This window comes from Streptomyces sp. NPDC039736, from assembly GCF_055596485.1.
The window spans coordinates 320,280-337,204 of record NZ_JBVIUQ010000009.1 but is presented as its reverse complement, the minus strand read 5'-3'; the positions used below and the strand labels follow the sequence as shown (position 1 = coordinate 337,204).

Annotated in this window: 12 protein-coding genes and 1 rRNA gene; 12 read left to right on the top strand and 1 reads right to left on the bottom strand. The window is 73.5% G+C overall.

Features of this window, described 5'->3' with window-relative positions; all coding sequences use genetic code 11:
* The 10 genes from rrf to ACZ56L_RS27620 form a co-directional block, all read left to right on the top strand.
* Positions 1 to 64 (top strand): 5S ribosomal RNA (gene rrf / locus ACZ56L_RS27665); the annotation flags it as partial.
* 139 nt (positions 65 to 203) lie between these two features.
* The gene (gene panD, locus ACZ56L_RS27660; RefSeq protein ID WP_468691244.1) at positions 204 to 629 is read left to right on the top strand and encodes an aspartate 1-decarboxylase; all 426 of its coding nucleotides are present in this window, start codon (positions 204 to 206) and stop codon (positions 627 to 629) included.
* Positions 630 to 1,293: 664 nt separating this feature from the next.
* Positions 1,294 to 2,505, top strand: a complete 1,212-nt coding sequence (locus ACZ56L_RS27655) for a Cmx/CmrA family chloramphenicol efflux MFS transporter (protein WP_471067028.1) — start codon at positions 1,294 to 1,296, stop codon at positions 2,503 to 2,505.
* A gap of 114 nt (positions 2,506 to 2,619) precedes the next feature.
* A complete protein-coding gene (locus ACZ56L_RS27650; protein WP_471067026.1) occupies positions 2,620 to 4,083 on the top strand; it encodes a transglycosylase family protein in 1,464 nt (487 codons plus the stop codon).
* A gap of 317 nt (positions 4,084 to 4,400) precedes the next feature.
* Positions 4,401 to 5,120: a (2Fe-2S)-binding protein gene (locus ACZ56L_RS27645; protein WP_471067024.1), complete on the top strand. Its 720-nt coding sequence runs from the start codon at positions 4,401 to 4,403 to the stop codon at positions 5,118 to 5,120.
* A 10-nt stretch (positions 5,121 to 5,130) separates the two neighbouring features.
* Positions 5,131 to 6,309 carry a glycogen synthase gene (gene glgA / locus ACZ56L_RS27640; RefSeq protein WP_471067022.1) on the top strand — a complete coding sequence of 393 codons (1,179 nt, stop codon included), beginning with the start codon at positions 5,131 to 5,133 and terminating at the stop codon, positions 6,307 to 6,309.
* Between the two features lie 29 nt (positions 6,310 to 6,338).
* Positions 6,339 to 7,556, top strand: a complete 1,218-nt coding sequence (gene glgC, locus ACZ56L_RS27635) for a glucose-1-phosphate adenylyltransferase (RefSeq protein WP_345225800.1) — start codon at positions 6,339 to 6,341, stop codon at positions 7,554 to 7,556.
* 119 nt (positions 7,557 to 7,675) lie between these two features.
* A complete protein-coding gene (locus ACZ56L_RS27630) occupies positions 7,676 to 9,199 on the top strand; it encodes an SDR family NAD(P)-dependent oxidoreductase (protein ID WP_471067020.1) in 1,524 nt (507 codons plus the stop codon).
* Between the two features lie 404 nt (positions 9,200 to 9,603).
* On the top strand, positions 9,604 to 9,804 hold the full coding sequence (locus ACZ56L_RS27625; protein WP_401761429.1) for a hypothetical protein: 201 nt from the start codon (positions 9,604 to 9,606) through the stop codon (positions 9,802 to 9,804).
* A gap of 328 nt (positions 9,805 to 10,132) precedes the next feature.
* A complete protein-coding gene (locus ACZ56L_RS27620) occupies positions 10,133 to 12,160 on the top strand; it encodes a S9 family peptidase (RefSeq protein WP_471067018.1) in 2,028 nt (675 codons plus the stop codon).
* Positions 12,161 to 12,272: 112 nt separating this feature from the next.
* On the opposite strand, the gene ACZ56L_RS27615 is transcribed toward ACZ56L_RS27620, so the two are convergent.
* Positions 12,273 to 13,781 carry an amidase gene (locus ACZ56L_RS27615; protein WP_471067017.1) on the bottom strand — a complete coding sequence of 503 codons (1,509 nt, stop codon included), beginning with the start codon at positions 13,779 to 13,781 and terminating at the stop codon, positions 12,273 to 12,275.
* A 194-nt stretch (positions 13,782 to 13,975) separates the two neighbouring features.
* On the opposite strand from ACZ56L_RS27615, the gene ACZ56L_RS27610 reads away from it, so the two are divergent.
* Together ACZ56L_RS27610 and ACZ56L_RS27605 are read left to right on the top strand one after the other, a co-directional pair.
* The gene (locus ACZ56L_RS27610; RefSeq protein WP_471067015.1) at positions 13,976 to 14,695 is read left to right on the top strand and encodes a DUF6777 domain-containing protein; all 720 of its coding nucleotides are present in this window, start codon (positions 13,976 to 13,978) and stop codon (positions 14,693 to 14,695) included.
* A gap of 133 nt (positions 14,696 to 14,828) precedes the next feature.
* Positions 14,829 to 16,844, top strand: a complete 2,016-nt coding sequence (locus ACZ56L_RS27605; RefSeq protein ID WP_345226725.1) for a SpoIIE family protein phosphatase — start codon at positions 14,829 to 14,831, stop codon at positions 16,842 to 16,844.
* Positions 16,845 to 16,925: the final 81 nt, after the last annotated feature.

Sequence of the window (16,925 nt, the reverse complement as noted above, 5' to 3'; positions counted from 1 at the left end):
TAAGCCTTTCAGCGCCGATGGTACTGCAGGGGGGACCCTGTGGGAGAGTAGGACGCCGCCGAACAATCATTGTGGAAAAGCCCCGTACCGGGAAAACCGGTACGGGGCTTTTCTGCGTTGTGGCACATCCCGTTGTAGGCTGCGGCCGACCGCCCTTGACCCGCGCTCAGCGGGCAGGGAGCAGAGACTTTGGGAGTTGTCCGATGCTGCGAACCATGTTCAAGTCCAAGATCCACCGAGCCACCGTGACCCAGGCCGACCTGCACTACGTCGGGTCCGTCACCGTCGACGCCGATCTCATGGAAGCCGCCGACCTCCTGCCGGGCGAGCTCGTGCACATCGTGGACATCACCAACGGGGCCCGGCTGGAGACGTACGTCATCGAGGGCGAGCGCGGGTCGGGGGTCATCGGCATCAATGGGGCGGCCGCCCACCTCGTGCACCCCGGTGACCTCGTGATCCTCATCAGTTACGCACAGATCGACGATCGCGAGGCGCGGAATTTCGTCCCCCGCATCGTGCATGTCGACGCCGGCAACCGGATCGTCCAGACCGGGGCCGACCTCGCCGAACCCGTGCCCGGAGCTGCCGACCAGAGGCGGAATCCGCAGGCTGCCGTCGTCGGCTGACGTGTGGACCGGGCAGGCGGGGGCAGCCGCATCGGGAGAGAGTGGGGTTGATCCGCACTTCGAGAAAGACTCCGATCCTCTGGAGGTCGATCAGGCATGACCCAGCCGCACCCCGATCCCGTACCGCCCGCGCCGACGCCTCCGCCGGGGCCGACCGGACCCGACCCGGGGCCGCTGCCCGGCCCTCTGCCGGGGCCCTCGCCCGTGCCGCCGACGCCGTCGCCGGACCCGGTCCCGCCGGGGCCACTGCCCGACCCCGTACCGCCGGGGCCCGGCCCCGACCCGGCTCCCGAGCCGTCGCCGGGTCCGATGAGCTGAGCACGGACTGAGGAAGGGGCCGGACGGGAGACGAACCCGTCCGGCCCCTTCCGGCGTATTCCGCGCCCTTCCTTCCCTGGCCCCCGGACTCTGCCTTTCCTGCCGCGCTCCGCCGAGGAAAACGGCTGGACCCCGCACGCTCGTCTTCGTAACCTGGCGTCCGTGTCCAGTCCCGAGGCGTCAAGACTCTAGCCACCGGTCGTCCGGTGGCCTCGTCGCGCAGCAGTGCCGTCCGTACCGCCGCTCTCCCGCGCGCGGGCTCTCCGGCGACCCCTGCGCCATGCCTCCGGATCACCGGCGTCGACCAAGGCTGTGTCGAAACACGACGTCGTTGTGGGGTTCTGCTGTGCCGTTCGCTCTTCATCTGCTCGGGCTCGCCGTCTTCGCCCAGGGCACCTCTGAATTCATGCTGTCCGGGCTCGGCCCAGACATCGCCCGGGACCTGGGTGTGTCCCTGTCCGCCGCCGGGGCGCTCACCTCGGCGTTCGCCGTCGGAATGGTCGTCGGGGCGCCGGTGTGCGCTGCCCTGTCGATGCGCTGGGCGCGGCGGCCGGCGCTGTTGCTGTTCCTCGGGGTCTTCCTCGCCGTGCACGTGGCGGGCGCGCTCACGTCCAGCTTCGGGGTGCTCCTGGTCCTGCGGGTCCTCGGGGCGCTCGCGAACGCGGGGTTCCTCGCCGTCGCGCTGACGGCCGCCGCCGCGATGGTCGCGCCGCACGCCAAGGGGCGGGCCACCTCCGTGCTGCTCGGCGGGGTCACCCTGGCCTGCGTGGCAGGAGTACCCGCCGGGGCGTGGCTGGGCCAACTCCTCGGCTGGCGGGCCGCGTTCTGGGCCGTCGCGCTGCTGTGCGTACCGGCTGTCGTCGGCATCCTGTACGCCGTTCCCGCAGACCGGGACACGACTGTCGTACGGGTCGGAGTGCGGCGGGAGGCCGGGGCGCTGCGCGGCGCGCGGCTCCGGCTGACGCTGCTGCTGGGCACGCTCGTGAACGGGGCGACCTTCTGCACCTTCACCTACCTCGCGCCCCTGGTCACCCACGTCAGCGGTCTCGGCGAGGGGCGGGTGCCCGTGGTGCTCGCGCTCTTCGGGGCGGGGTCATTCGCCGGGGTCGTGGTGGGCGGGCGCGTCGCCGACGTCCGGCCCGTGTCGTTGCTGGTCGGCGGGGGAGCGGTGCTCGCCGGCGGGTGGGTGCTGTTCGCGCTCGCCGCCGGGCAGCCGGTGGCGGCCCTCGTGCTCGTCTTCCTCCAGGGAGCGCTGTCGTTCGCGGTCGGCTCCACCCTCATCTCCCAGGTCCTGTACGCGGCCGAGGGCGCCCCGACCCTCGCCGGCGCCTTTGCCACCGCGGCGTTCAACGTCGGCGCGGCGTTCGGGCCGTGGGCCGGGGGACTCGCGCTCGCGGCGGGGTTCGGGTTCCGGGCACCGCTGTGGGTGAGTGCGGCGCTGGTGGCGGCCGCGCTGGTCAGCGCGGGCGCGGGGCGCCGGGTGTGGCGGACGACGGCCGGACCGGAACCGGTCGCCGAGGTGGGCGGGAACGGTGGGAAAGGCGCGGGGAGGGACTGATTCCGTTTCAACTGGACACAGAGGTACGAGAGTTGCCGGTCTTGTCATGGTCCCTACGGAGCCCTTACTTTTGCGACTGCGATGTGTCGGCAGTGTGAGCGGAGGACGAGGGACATGGCCCCTACCGGACGTCATCGGCGGTATCAGCCCAGCCGTATCAACAGCGCCTCGCTTGCCGCGGCGGGGGGCGTGGGCATGGCGCTGCCGCTCATGGCCTCCGGCAGCGCCGGGGCGGCTCCGGTGGACGTGTGGGACAAGGTCGCCGCGTGCGAGTCGACCAACAACTGGAAGATCAACACCGGGAACGGCTACTACGGCGGATTACAGTTCCGGCAGGCCACCTGGAACGCCTACGGCGGCCAGGCCTACGCGCCGCGCGCCGACCTGGCGAGCAAGGGCGAGCAGATCGCCGTCGCCGAACGGGTGCTGAAGGGCCAGGGGCCGACCGCCTGGCCCGTGTGCTCGGTCAAGGCGGGGCTCGTACGCGGCGGTCCCGCACCGGACATCAGCGTCTCCAATGTGGAGAAGGACAAGAGCCCGGCCAAGGACAAGAGCCCGCAGCAGGGCAAGGGCCCGCAGAAGGACAAGGCCAAGGACAGCACGCCCGACAGGGGCGAGGGGCAGAAGAAGGCCGAGCCCCCCGCTGCCGAGCGTCCCGCGCCCCAACCCCCGGCCGGCCGGACCCCGCCGCCGAAGACCGACCTCGGGCCGACACGTCCCGTCCCCGGCGGCCCGACGGCCGGTGCGTACACGGTGGCCCAGGGGGACACGCTGTCCCAGATCGCTGAGTCGGAGAAGGTCACCGGCGGCTGGCAGCGGCTCTACCAGGCCAACCGTCAGGTCATCGGCGGCGACCCCGACGTCATCCGCCCCGGGCAGCGCCTCCTCGTGCGCATCAGCGCTCCGTCCAAGCCCGCCCCCGCCCCGACGCCGCAGGGCGACACGGCACGCGGACCCGCCCCCGAGCGGGCGACCGGCGCCGACGGCCGGGGTGACCAGGCACGGCAGGCAGCCGAGACGAAGCGGCTGGCCGAGGCCAGGAAGCAGGCCGAGGCGAAGAAGCAGGCGGCCGAGAAGGCCGAGAAGGAGAAAGCCGCAAAGGCCAAGGCCGAGAAGAAGAACCAGCCCACCCGGGCCGACCAGGCCTCCTCCCGCGCCGCCTCCTCCCGCAAGGGCGGGCTCAGCGCACCCGTGGACGCCGGGGCCAGTACTCCCTACCGGGCGGCCGGCGGGTCCTGGTCGAAGGGGTACCACACCGGTGTCGACTTCCCGGTGCCCACCGGCACGACCGTCAAGGCCGTCGGGTCGGGCAGCGTGGTATCGGCCGGATACGCGGGTTCGTACGGCTACCAGGTGGTGCTCAAGCACCCGGACGGCAAGTACACCCAGTACGCGCACCTGTCCGCGCTCACCGTCCGCGAGGGCCAAAAGGTCGACGCCGGGCAGCGCATCGGGCGGTCCGGGTCGACCGGCAACAGCACCGGGCCCCACCTGCACTTCGAGGTGCGCACCGGTCCGGGCTTCGGATCGGACGTCGACCCCGTCGCGTACCTGAGAGCAGGCGGCGTCCGGGTGTGACGGGCCGGCGGCCGCAGGGCCCGGCCCCGCGGCCGCCGGACGTTTCGCCCATTGCCCGGGCGCGCCGGGGAGGAGCTCCACGGGGAGCTCCTCCCCTTCCGTCCGCGCCGTCGTCCCCCGCGCGGTCCGAGGCGAGCAGCAGGGGGCCCGCCGCCGGGAGCAGCGCCGCTGCCCTGGCGAGGAGCGCGTCCCAGGCCCCGTAGCAGCACCGAACAGCGCCCCGGCCGCCGTCGACAGCCCCCCGAGCGCCGGAGCGGCACCCGGGCACGGATACGGTGACCGGGCAATCGGTTCTGGCGGGGTGAAAGGGGGACCCAGTGGACTTCGCGGAGCTGGGCTCGGTGAACGGGTTCTTCGCGCTGCGCACGGGGGAGCCCGGCAGCGGTCACGTCCCGCTCTCCCGGGTGTACGCGGGGGACACCGGGGACGCGGCGCCCCTGGCACGGCGCGTCGACAAGGTCGCCGCCCGGCTCGACGCCCCCGAACGCCGGGTCGCCGCCTCGATAGCCCACCTCGGAATCGTCGCCCGGCTCTGGTCGGTCGCCCTCGGATCGGCCGCCCTCTACGACGAGGTGCCCGACCTCTCGGCGGACCGCCTGCACTGGGACGCCGACGGGCAGTCGCCCGACGACCTGCTGCTCACGGACGTACGGACCCTGCCCGCCACCGCCGACACCCTGCGCGACGGCGTCCAGTACGGCCACCTGCTGCCGCTGGCGGAGGCCCTGCGCCGCGACGGCAACATCTCGCCGCAGCTCCTGTGGGGCAACGCGGGGTCGGCCCTCGCCGCCGCGGTCACCCAACTCAGGCGCTGGGCGCGGGAGAAGGACCGCCCGGAGGTCGCCAGGCGGGCTGCCGTGATCGCCCACGAGCTCTTCGCCCACCCCGACCTGAACTCCACCGGCTCCCTCAGGGCCGGGGCCTTCCGCCGCAACAGTTGCTGTCTGTACTACCGCTGCCCCGCCGGCGGACTCTGCGGCGACTGCGTTTTCGACCGGGCCCCCCGGCGGTCTTCCCCGCAGCCCGGATCTGAGTGACCATCATGGGGTGAAGGTGGGGCTGGTCACGCGCGAGTATCCGCCGGACGTCTACGGAGGCGCCGGCGTCCATGTGGAGTTCCTGGCCAGGGAGTTGCGATCCCTGGTCGACCTCCAGGTGCACTGCTGGGGGGACACCGCGGAGGGCGGTGACGCCGCGGTGAGACGCCACCGGCCCGCGGCCGGGCTGCGGGACGCGAACGACGCGCTGCGCACCTTCTCCGTCGACCTCGCCATGACCGCCGCCCTCGAAGGCCGCGACCTCGTCCACTCGCACACCTGGTACGCGAACCTCGCCGGACACTTCGCCAAACTCCTGTACGGCATACCGCACGTGATGACCTGTCACTCCCTGGAGCCGCTGCGCCCCTGGAAGGCCGAGCAGCTCGGCGGCGGCTACGCGCTCTCCAGTTGGGCCGAGCGGACCGCCGTCGAGGCGGCGGACGCGGTCGTGGCGGTGTCCCGGGGCATGCGCGAGGACGTCCTCGCCTGCTACCCCGACCTCGATCCGGCCAAGGTCCGCGTCGTGCACAACGGCATCGACACCAACCTCTACCGACCCGCCCAGGACACGGACGTGCTGACGCGCGTCGGCATCGACCCCGCACGGCCCTACGTCCTGTTCGTCGGCCGCATCACCCGCCAGAAGGGCGTCCCGCACCTGCTGCGCGCCGCCCGCGCCCTGGACCCCGAAGCCCAGCTCGTCCTGTGCGCCGGAGCTCCGGACACCCCCGAGATCGGCGCCGAGTTCCGCGAACTCGTCGGGGAACTGGAGCGGGTGCGCGACGGGGTGTTCTGGATCCCGGAGATGCTGCCGCGCCCCGACGTCGTCCAGCTCCTCACCCACGCCGCCGTGTTCGTCTGCCCCTCGGTGTACGAACCGCTCGGCATCGTCAACCTGGAGGCCATGGCCTGTGGCACGGCCGTCGTGGCCTCCGCGGTCGGCGGCATCCCGGAGGTCGTCGACGACGGGCGCACGGGACTGCTCGTACCGTACGAGAAGAAGCGCGCGGCCCGGCACCCCGAGGAGTTCGAGAACGCCCTCACCGAGGCCCTGAACCGGGTGCTCGACGACCCGGAGGCCGCCGCGCGCATGGGAGCCGCAGGGCGGGTACGCGCAGTGAGTGAGTTCGGTTGGGACGCCGTGGCCCGGCGGACCGCCGAAATGTACGCGGAGTTGGTCAAGTGACCTTTGCTGGTTGACCCTTGGGGGCGGCGATGCGCGGTGGACCTTCGGTGCTCGGGATCGTACTGGCGGGCGGGGAGGGCAAGCGGCTGATGCCGCTCACCACCGACCGGGCCAAACCGGCGGTGGTCTTCGGAGGGACGTACCGCCTCGTCGACTTCGTCCTGTCCAACCTCGTCAACGGCGACATCACGCGCAACTGCGTCCTCACGCAGTACAAGTCGCACTCGCTGGACCGGCACATCACCACCACCTGGCGGATGTCCAGCCTGCTCGGCAACTACGTCACCCCCGTCCCGGCCCAGCAACGCCTGGGCCCACGCTGGTACTTGGGGAGCGCCGACGCGATCCTCCAGTCGCTCAACCTGGTGCACGACGAGCAGCCGGACTTCATCGCCGTCTTCGGCGCCGACCACGTCTACCGCATGGACCCCCGTCAGATGCTCGAGCAGCACATCGAGAGCGGCGCGGGCGTGACCGTCGCCGGGATACGGGTGCCGCGCAAGGACGCCTCGGCGTTCGGGATCATCACCCCGGCCTCCGACGGGGCCCGCATCGAGCAGTTCCTGGAGAAGCCCACCGACCCGCCCGGCCTGCCCGGCGACCCGCGCCACGTCTTCGCCTCCATGGGCAACTACATCTTCACCACGAAGGTCCTGGTGGACGCCCTGCTGCGGGACGCGGAGGACGAGGAATCGGTGCACGACATGGGCGGCAGCATCCTGCCCCAGCTCACCGAGCGCGGCACCGCCCAGGTCTACGACTTCACCGACAACCACGTCCCCGGCGAGACCGCCCGCGACCACGGCTACTGGCGCGACGTCGGCACCCTCGACACGTACTACGACGCCCACATGGACCTCGTCGCCGAAGAGCCCGAGTTCAACCTCTACAACAAGCGCTGGCCCATCTACACCCACTTCGGGCAGCTGCCGCCCGCCCGCTTCCGCTCGGCGGGCATCGCCAGCGAGTCCATCGTCGGCCCCGGCTGCGTGATCAGCGGGCAGGTCACCGGATCGGTGCTCTCGCCGGGCGTCGTCGTCGAGCCGGGCGCGGTCGTCCAGGGCTCCGTCCTGCACGACAACGTACGCATCGGACGCGGAGCGGTGGTCAGGAACGCCATCCTCGACAAGAACGTCGACGTCCCGCCGGGAGCGACGATCGGCGTCAATCCGGAGCGTGACGCCGAGTTGTACACCGTGTCCCGGAACGGGGTGATCGCCCTGGGCAAGGGCCAACAGGTCCTGTGACACTGCGTGACCGCGCACCTCGTGGTTTGTCGCACTCGCCTCCGCCTCCGTACGATTCTTCTTTTGAGCACTCACCGCACGTGCGACATGTGCGGCAGGAACGAGAGACGGCAGCGGCGATGACGGTGACAGAGGACAAGCCCGGTCAGCCCGGTCAGCCCGGTGAGCCCGGTGAGTCCGGTGAGCCGGTCGAGTACGGCCCCGGCATCGACCCGGAGCGCATGGCCCTGGTCCTGAGCGTCCTCGCGGAGCTCGACGAGCTCGACGTGGACCACCCGGACGCCATCACGATCCGCCGCGCCACCGCGGGCGTCTACCGCACGGTCAAGCAGCGCCGCCGCCAGGAGCGCCGGGCCGCCAAGACCGCCAACGACAAGGCCGTCACCGAGGCGACCGCCACCGGCTCCGCCGAGCGCATCGACGACGAGACCGAGGGGCTGCTGCCGAAGTCGGCCACCGAGGAGGGCCGGATCGCCGGCGTACTCCAGCGGCCGCGCTCCTGCTACGTCTGCAAGACCCGCTACGTCGAGGTCGACTACTTCTACCACCAGCTCTGCCAGCCGTGCGCCGCCCTGAACCGGGCCAAGCGCGACGCCCGCGCCGACCTCACCGGCAAGCGCGCCCTGCTCACCGGCGGCCGCGCCAAGATCGGCATGTACATCGCGCTGCGGCTGCTGCGCGACGGCGCGCACACCACCATCACCACCCGCTTCCCCAAGGACGCCATCCGCCGCTTCAAGGCGATGGAGGACTCCGCGGACTGGATGCACCGCCTGGAGGTCGTCGGCATCGACCTGCGCGACCCCGCCCAGGCGGTCGAGCTGGCCGGACGGGTCACCGAGGCCGGTCCCCTCGACATCCTGATCAACAACGCCACGCAGACCGTCCGCCGCCTCCCTTCGGCGTACGCCGCCCTGGTCGACGGCGAGAACGCGCCGCTGCCCCCGGGCGAGCTGCCCGCCCACCAGGTGATCGGCGCGTTCAACTCCGGCGCCGTCGACGGCCTGGCCGCCCTGCCGCTCGGCGTGAGCGGCCTGGACGCCCAGCAGGTCGCCGAGCTGGCCCTGGTCGCGGGCAACGCCAGCATCGAGCGGCACCGCGACGGCAGCGCCATCGACGCGGGCGGTCTCGTCCCGGACGTCGTCGACACCAACACCTGGGTGCAGACCATCGAGCAGATCTCCCCGGTGGAGCTGCTCGAAACCCAGCTGTGCAACTACACCTCGCCGTTCATCCTGATCAGCCGGCTCCGGCCGGCGATGGCCGAGGCCGCGAAGAAGGCGCAGAGCGGCCGCGCCCACATCGTCAACGTCTCCGCCATGGAGGGCGTCTTCGGCCGCGGCTACAAGGGCGCGGGCCACCCCAACACGAACGCCGCCAAGGCCGCCATGAACATGGTGACCCGCACCAGCGCGCAGGAGATGTTCCAGACCGACGGCATCCTGATGACCTCCGTCGACACCGGCTGGATCACCGACGAGCGCCCGCACTTCGACAAGCTGCGGCTGGCCGAGGAGGGCTTCCACGCCCCCCTCGACCTGGTCGACGGCGCCGCCCGGGTGTACGACCCGGTCGTGCGCGGCGAGGCGGGCGAGGACCTCTACGGCGTCTTCCTCAAGGACTACGCGCCGGCGGGCTGGTAACCCACCGGCAGGCCAGGGCCCCCTTCCGCCGTCCGAGGAACAGGACGACGGAAGGGGGCCCTGTGCGTGCGGTCGCGCCTGTGCCGGGACGGACCGGAGGGGCATCCGTCCACCGGGGTGACGGCGGACAGTGAGCCCTCCGTCGGAGGCATGGGCCGAAAGTCGACGGAATCCATCGAGCGCGGGGGCGCTCATATGGGTACTCTGTTCGTCACGGACGGAGCGACACCCTCGGCCCGTATCCGGGAAACGCCCACCACCACGGCGTCTCCCGCACGAGTGAGACCGGCGCCACCGCGACGGAAGAGCCCTTTCCCTCTTGCCCCTCCGGGCGAGTTCGGCGGTTTCGGCATGAGGACCGCGCGGACACGTCCGACGGGTTGCGCGACACAAAGGAGTGCGCGGTGACACCAAAGACGACTCACCAGGACCAGCGAAGGTCCGAACGGTCGACGAACCGGACCCCCAGGGCCGGAGCGGGCGGCCGGGCGGCCAAGCCGGAGAAGCTCGGCAACCTGGAAGTGTGGGCCAGGTCGGCACCGATCCGGCTCGCCGGGTACGAGGACGACCTCGCGGAGCCGCACATCCTGCCCGGCGTCGACTGACCGGGCCGACACGACGGGCCGCGTCCCCACGGCCCCCTGGCACCGGACGGGCCGGGTCCCCCGCCACAGGGCGGGGGGCCCGGCCCGCTACGTGCCGGTGGCCGCCTCCAGCGCTTCTGACCCGCCGGTGACCAGAACCGGCCAAACCGTACGACCGCGCTCCGTGACCCGTCGCGCGTACCGCGCCGGGCGCTGCCCGTACGTACGCGACCCGCAGCGGGGTGGACGGCCGCACCGCGGCGATCGTCCCGGTCACCCGGGCGCCCTTCGCTGAGCCCAGAGCGAATTCCCTGGTGCGGGCACCGAGGTGGGCACGAGGATGACGGTCATGTCTGCGACATCCAGCGGCAAAACCGCCTTTCACGATGTGTCCGCCTTCTTCTCCACCCCGCGCGTGGGGGCCCTCGCCCTCTCGCCGGACGGCACCCGGCTCGTGGCCGCCGTGCAGTCCCGCAACGCGGAGGGCACCGGGTACGTCTCCGGGCTCTGGGACGTCGACCCGCAGGGCGTGCGGGAACCGCTGCGCCTGACCCGGTCCGTCAAGGGCGAGTCGGCCCCGGCGTTCGCCGCCGACGGCACCCTGCACTTCCTGTCCGGCCGGGAGGAGACCGACGCGACCGCCGAGAAGGCGGACGGCGAGGACGGCGCGACGCTGTGGGCGCTGCCCGAGCGCGGCGAGGCCCGCAGGGTCGCCCGCCACCCGGGCGGCATCGCCGGCTTCGCCCTCGCGGCCCGCGCCGACGCACTCGTCTACTCCGGCAGTCTGCTGCCCGGCGCGGCCGACGCCGAGGCGCACGCCAAGCTGACCAAGGACCGCGAGGAGGCCAAGGTCACCGCGATCCTCTACGAGGGCGGACCCACCCGGTTCTGGGACCACGACCTGGGCCCCGGCGAGCTCCACGCCTTCGTGCGCCCCCTCGCCGAGGACGCGGCGCCCGTCGACGCGGGCGGGCAGGGCGCCGTGGACGAGGGCGGCGTCGCGCTGTCGCCGGATGGCAGCCGGGTCGCGTACGGCAGGTTCGTGAACGGCCGCGTCCCGAGCGAGAACCGGTCGTGCGTCGTCGTCGCGGACGCCGCGACCGGCGAGGAACTGCGTGTCGTGGACCGGCCCGGCTTCCAGTACGGCGGCGCCGTCTTCACGAACGACGGCACGGCCGTGGTGCTGGAGCGGGAACTCCAGGAGACGTACGAGACGCCGTACGACGTCACTCTCGTACGGGTGGACCTGGCGACCGGCGAGGAGACCGACCTGCTGCCCGGCTTCGACAACTGGCCGGGCGGCGTCCGGGTCTCGCCGGTCGAGGGCGACGGCACGCTGTGGTTCACCGCCGACGAGCTGGGCCACCTCCCGGTCTTCCGGCGTGACGCGGACGGCACGGTCACCCGGCTGACGGCCTCCGGGGCGTACGGCTCGCTCCAGGTGTCCCCGGACGGGGCGACCCTGTACGCGCTGCGGACGAACCTCGACGAGGCGCCGGTCCCGGTGCGGCTCGCGGCGGCCGGCGAGGACCAGAGCCCGGTGGCGCTGAAGGCCCCCGGCTCGCTGCCCGAACTGCCGGGCACGCTCACCGAGGTCGAGACCACGGGCGACGACGGCTTCCCGCTGCGGGCCTGGCTCGCGGTGCCGGAAGGCGCGTCTGCGGACACGCCCGCGCCCCTGCTGGTGTTCGTGCACGGCGGGCCGCAGGGGTCGTGGAACGCGTGGACGTGGCGCTGGAACCCGTGGGTGTTCGTGGCCCGCGGCTATGCGGTGCTGCTGCCGGACCCGGCGCTGTCGACCGGCTACGGACAGAAGATGCACGAGCGCGGCTGGGGCCAGTGGGGCGGGCAGCCCTACCGCGACCTGATGGCGCTCACCGACGCCACGGAGGCGCGCGAGGACATCGACGAGACGCGCACCGGGCTCGCGGGCGGCTCGTACGGCGGGTACATGGCGAACCGGGTGGCGACCAACACGGGCCGCTTCCGGGGGATCATGTCGCACGCCGGGATCTGGGACACGGCGGCCTTCCAGAGCGACTCCGACGCGTCGTGGTTCTTCCGCCGGATCTTCGGCCACTCGGAGACCCAGCCGCAGCGGCACGAGGCGAACTCGCCGGTGCTGGGGGCGGAGCGGATCACCACGCCGATGCTGGTGATCCACGGGGCACGGGACTACCGGGTGCCGGTGGGGCAGGGGATGGCCCTGTTCCAGGACCTCCAGCGGTTCGAGGTGCCGGCGAAGTTCCTGTACTTCCCGGACGAGAACCACTGGGTGCTCAAGCCGAACCACGCCGTGGTCTGGTACGAGACGGTGCTGAACTTCTTCGACGAGAAGGTGAAGGGCGAGGAGTGGGTGCGGCCCGCGCTGCTGTAGCGCAGGGGTGAACCGGGGCGTTTGCGTCCCGCCCGACCACCACGGCTCCCGCGCGCCCGGGTCGCTCCGGGGGGCCGTGGCGGTCGGGCTGCTGGAACCGCGCGAAGCGGCGTCAGCCGGCCAGGTGGTGCGCGGCAGTCCGCTCCCACGGCTTGAGCGACTCGATGCGCGCCGCCAGCGCGAGGAGCCGTTCCTCTCCGCCGGGCCGCGTCACCAACTGCACGGCGCAGGGCGCGGCCGTGCCGGGCAGGGTGCCCAGCGGGAGGGTGAGCGCGGGCCAGCCGGCCAGGTTCCAGGGCGGGGTGGTGGGTGCGTACGCCGTGTTGACCAGGACGTTGCGCAGCCAGCCGCGCTCGTGCCAGGGGGCGGCCTCGGGAGCGCGGCGGGCCAGCGCGGGCATCAGCAGGACGTCGTACTCCGTGAAGAACGGGGTGAGCCGTTCGCGCAGGCGCTCCCGGTGGTCGGTGCGCAGCAGCGGCGTACGGGCGAAGAGGCGTCCGGCGGCGGCGTGGCGGCGGGTGCGGGGCGCCAGCAGGCGCGGGTCCAGGCCCGCGGCGTCCTTGGCGGTGCCGCCGGTCCAGCGGGCCAGGGCGGTGATGGAGAGGGAGAGCGGGTAGGGCGGGTCGTCGTGGCGGACGGTGTGCCCCGCGTCGACCAGCAGACGGACGGCGGCGCAGACCGCGTCGGCGTACGGGCGGGTGACGGGGGTGCCGGCCAGGGGGCTGCGGGTGGAGGCGGCCAGGCGCAGGGAGGTGGTGTCGGGGAGGCCGGTGGCTCCGGTGGCCGCGGTGCCGGTGAGCCCGGTGCCTTCTGCGCCCGTCCGCCCGGTGGCCTCTGCGCCGGCGAGTCCGGTGACCGCTGTGCCGGTGCGCCCGGCGGCCCCTGTGCCGATGGACCCGGTTGCCCTGTCGCCCGCGAGTACCGCGAACATCAGGCGGGCGTCCTCGGCGGTCGTGGCGAGCGGGCCGTTCTCGGACATGCCGTACCAGTCGCCGTCGCCGATCCCGGCGGGCACCCGCCCGAGACCCGGCTTGAGGCCGATCACCCCGCAGTTCGCGGCGGGTATGCGCAGCGAGCCCATGCCGTCGTTGCCGAGCGCGATCGGCACCATTCCGGCCGCGACGGCCGCCGCGCTGCCGCCGGACGAGCCGCCTGCCGTGCGGGTGAGGTCCCAGGGGTTGCGCGAGATGCCGTGCACGCCGTCCGTGGTGCCGAACACGCACAGCTCCGGGACGTGGGTGAGGCCGACGACGACCGCGCCCGCCGCACGCAGCCGGGCCACCGTCTCGTGGTCCTCCCCGGCGGGCACGGGCGAGGTGGCCGCGGATCCGGTACGGGTCGACTCGCCCCGTACCGGGAGGTTGTCCTTGATCGCGACCGGCACCCCGGCCAACGGCAGCCGGTCCAGGTCGGGGCGGTCGAGGAGGGCGTCCGCCTCGGCGAGCGCCCGTGCGGTGCGCACGAAGCGGAACGCGCCCACCCGGGCGTCCATGGCCTCGATACGGGCGAGCGACGCGGCGACCGCCTCGCGCGGAGCGAGCCGCTTCCCGCGGACGGCGGCGGCGATCTCGGATGCGGTGCCCAGGGGCGGGAGGGCGGCGGAAGCGGAGGCGTCAGTCATGCGGGCCACTGTGCCCGGCGGGGGCGCGGGCGTCGAGAGCCGACGGGTGCGCGGGCGGCGGGGCGGGCTCCGTCCACTTGCGAGGGGCCCGGAAGTGCGGCAGACATAGAGGGAGATAAGTGAGTAATCGTACGTTCCGCGCAGGGGTGCGAACGGACGAACGGGCTGGGCGAGGAAGAGGACGGGAGAGCCGCGTGCACTCATCCAGGCGTCGCCGCACCGTGGTGACAGCGGTGTCGGCCGTGCCCCCGGCACTGCCGGCGGCCCGGTGCGGAAGCGGCGACTCCGGCCTCGGTGACGCCACGGACGCCGGCGGCCACGGCGTACTGCTTCAGCCGGTTGCCGCACCCGGACCCGATCCGTTCACGCGGTCGACCGCGAAGGCGACCGCACCGCTGCCCACCACGGACGGTCCCGCCCCCACGCACACGGAGAGCGCTTCCCCGTCCGCGTCCGCGCGCGGCGTCCGGCGGATTTCCGGCGGGCCGCCCGGGCTCCACGGCGGCGCCCGGCCGGTCTCCACCTGCGACGTCGAGCAGCGGATCCACCGCCTGACCGGGCCCGGCGCCGCTCCGGCGAAGGCGCGGGCGTTCGCCGGGGCCGGTCGCGTCGGCGTCGACGCCGTCCCCCGCTTCCCGCGGGGTCCGGCCCCGGTCGTGCCGCGCGCCGACACCCCGGCTGCACCCGGCTTCCGCACGTCCGGCGCCCCCGCGAACCCTCGCTCGGAAACCACCGGCGACAGCGGCCCGCCCGTCGCGCCGCCCACCACCCCCCGCCCCGCCCGCACCCCGCGCGCGTCCGTGCCCTCCGGCTGCCCCATGCCCGGCGACCACCCGGCGCTCCGGCCGCCGTCGGCCCCCGGCACCGCCCCGGAGCGGGACACCGGGACCGAGTCCGGACCGGACGGTGGCTGACCGCTCGCCCGACCGGCGGACCGACCCGCCCGCGGAGCGCGGCCCGGGCGGGCGGTCCGGTCCCGCGCCGACGGGGGACGAACCGCGTTCCGACCGGCCCGTCCCCGCCGGGGCCGCCCTCGCCCTCAACCACATGGGCATCTTCGACTGGGACCTCGACCAGTCCCACCTGGACCTCGACGACTCCGCCCTCGCGGTCTTCGACCTGCGCCCGGGCGAGTTCGACGGCACCCCGTCGGCCCTGTTCGCCACCGTCGCAGCGGGCGAGAGCGAGCGCATGGACGCCGTGGTCTCGCAGGCCCTGAAGAGCGGCGCCCCGTCGTACGGTGCGTACTTCCGGGTCCGGCTGCGCGACGGCTCGCTCCGCTGGGGGCACACCCAGGGGGTGATCCGCCGGGACGCCGACGGCCGCCCGTACCGGATCATCGGCGTCGTGCGCGACGCCACCCGCGAGCTCGACGAGTTCGCCGCCCGCACCGAGCGGGACACCGGCCGGCACGGCGGCACCGGAGTGGTCGCCGAGACCACGGCGGCGCTCGCGCACGCCCGCAGCGTCCGCGACGTGATCGACGTGCTCAAGGACGCCCACGAGCTGGGCAGGTTCCAGTCGTCGTCGCTGGTCATGGGGCTCGTCGAGGCGGGCCGCATCCGGCTGGTCGCCGAAGGGCCGGAATACATGCCCGGCACCCGTTACACCCGCATCGACGACCCCGCGTACCCGATGGGCGACGTGGTGCGCAGCCTGGCGCCCCGCTTCATCGAGTCGGGCGAGGCCTTCGCCGCCGCCTACCCCCGGCTGTGGGAGCACGTCTCGAAGTTCGGGGTGAGCTCGGCCGCCTACCTCCCGCTGATCGCGCAGGCCCGCCCCGTCGGCGCGCTCGGGCTGCTCTACAGCGGCAAGTGCGGCTTCAGCGCCGACGAGCGGAACCTGCTGATCGCCCTCGGCTCCAGCATCGCGCAGAGCCTGAAACGGGCCATGCTGTACGAGCAGGAGAAGGACCTCGCCGAGAACCTCCAGCAGGCCATGCTGCCCCGGCGGGTGCCCTCCGTCCCCGGTGCGAACATCGCCGTCCGCTACCGTTCGGCCCGCGACGGGCAGGACGTCGGCGGCGACTGGTACGACGTCATCCCGCTGCCCGGCGGCCGGGTCGGCGCGGTCATCGGCGACGTGCAGGGGCACGACACCCACGCCGCCGCCGTCATGGGCCAACTGCGCATCGTGCTGCGGGCGTACGCCACCGAGGGGCACACCCCCGCCACCGTGATGGCCCGCGCCTCCGGGTTCCTGCACGAACTCGACACCGACCGCTTCGCCACCTGCACGTATGCCGAGATCGACCTCAGCACCGGCGTCGTCCAACTGGTCCGCGCCGGCCACATGGACCCGCTGCTGCGCCTCGCCGACGGGTCCTGCCGCCGCGTCCCCGTCCTGGGCGGGCTGCCGCTGGGGCTCTCCGCCGAGTTCGGCCAGCTCGAATACCCCGTCAGCACACGGGAGCTGGACCCGGGGCAGACGCTGATCCTCTACACGGACGGGCTCGTGGAGCAGCCCGGGTCGGACCTCGACGACGGGCTCCAGGCCCTCGCCGACCTCGTCCACGACGGCCCCCGCGACCTCCAGCACCTCGCCGACCGGCTCTGCGCGTCCGTCGAGGAACGCGACGGCGGAGACGACGTCGCCCTGCTCCTGCTGCGCCGCCGTACCTCCGACGCGCCCCGCGGAGGCGGCCGCCTCCAGCAGCACGTCGCCGTGGGCGACCCCGAGTCGCTGGCCTCCGCCCGGCACCTGATCCGGGCCGCCGTGCGCGCCTGGGGCGCCGAGAGCGTCGGCGACGAGGTCGAACTGGCCGCCGACGAGCTGATGGTGAACGCCCTCATGCACACCGAGGGCGGCGCTCTCCTCACCGTACGGATCCTCGACGCCCCCGAGCGCAGGCTGCGCGTCGAGGTCGCCGACGGCTCCAGCGCGCTGCCGCGCCGCCGGGAGGCGGGCGACGCGGCGGTGTCCGGACGCGGACTGCTGCTCGTGGACCGGCTCGCGGACGTGTGGGGCGTGGAGCCCAGGGGCGAGGGCAAGGCGCTGTGGTGCGAGTTCATCGTGCCCGCGCGCGGCGGACAGCGCGGGGGAGCGCGGGGCGGACCGGCCTGAGGGCTCCGGGCGGGCGGTGACGGTTCGCGTACAGGGGCGCTTGGCCGTGGTGTGCGAGGGCGCTCGACTGCGGGAGCCGCA

Bases quoted from the DNA above. Each gene is read 5' to 3' on its own strand.
- ACZ56L_RS27615 (WP_471067017.1), bottom strand. From the start codon at position 13,781: ATGACTGACGCCTCCGCTTCCGCCGCCCTCCCGCCCCTGGGCACCGCA.
- ACZ56L_RS27650 (WP_471067026.1), top strand. From the start codon at position 2,620: ATGGCCCCTACCGGACGTCATCGGCGGTATCAGCCCAGCCGTATCAAC.
- ACZ56L_RS27620 (WP_471067018.1), top strand. From the start codon at position 10,133: ATGTCTGCGACATCCAGCGGCAAAACCGCCTTTCACGATGTGTCCGCC.
- ACZ56L_RS27605 (WP_345226725.1), top strand. From the start codon at position 14,829: ATGGGCATCTTCGACTGGGACCTCGACCAGTCCCACCTGGACCTCGAC.
- ACZ56L_RS27630 (WP_471067020.1), top strand. From the start codon at position 7,676: ATGACGGTGACAGAGGACAAGCCCGGTCAGCCCGGTCAGCCCGGTGAG.
- panD (WP_468691244.1), top strand. From the start codon at position 204: ATGCTGCGAACCATGTTCAAGTCCAAGATCCACCGAGCCACCGTGACC.
- glgC (WP_345225800.1), top strand. From the start codon at position 6,339: ATGCGCGGTGGACCTTCGGTGCTCGGGATCGTACTGGCGGGCGGGGAG.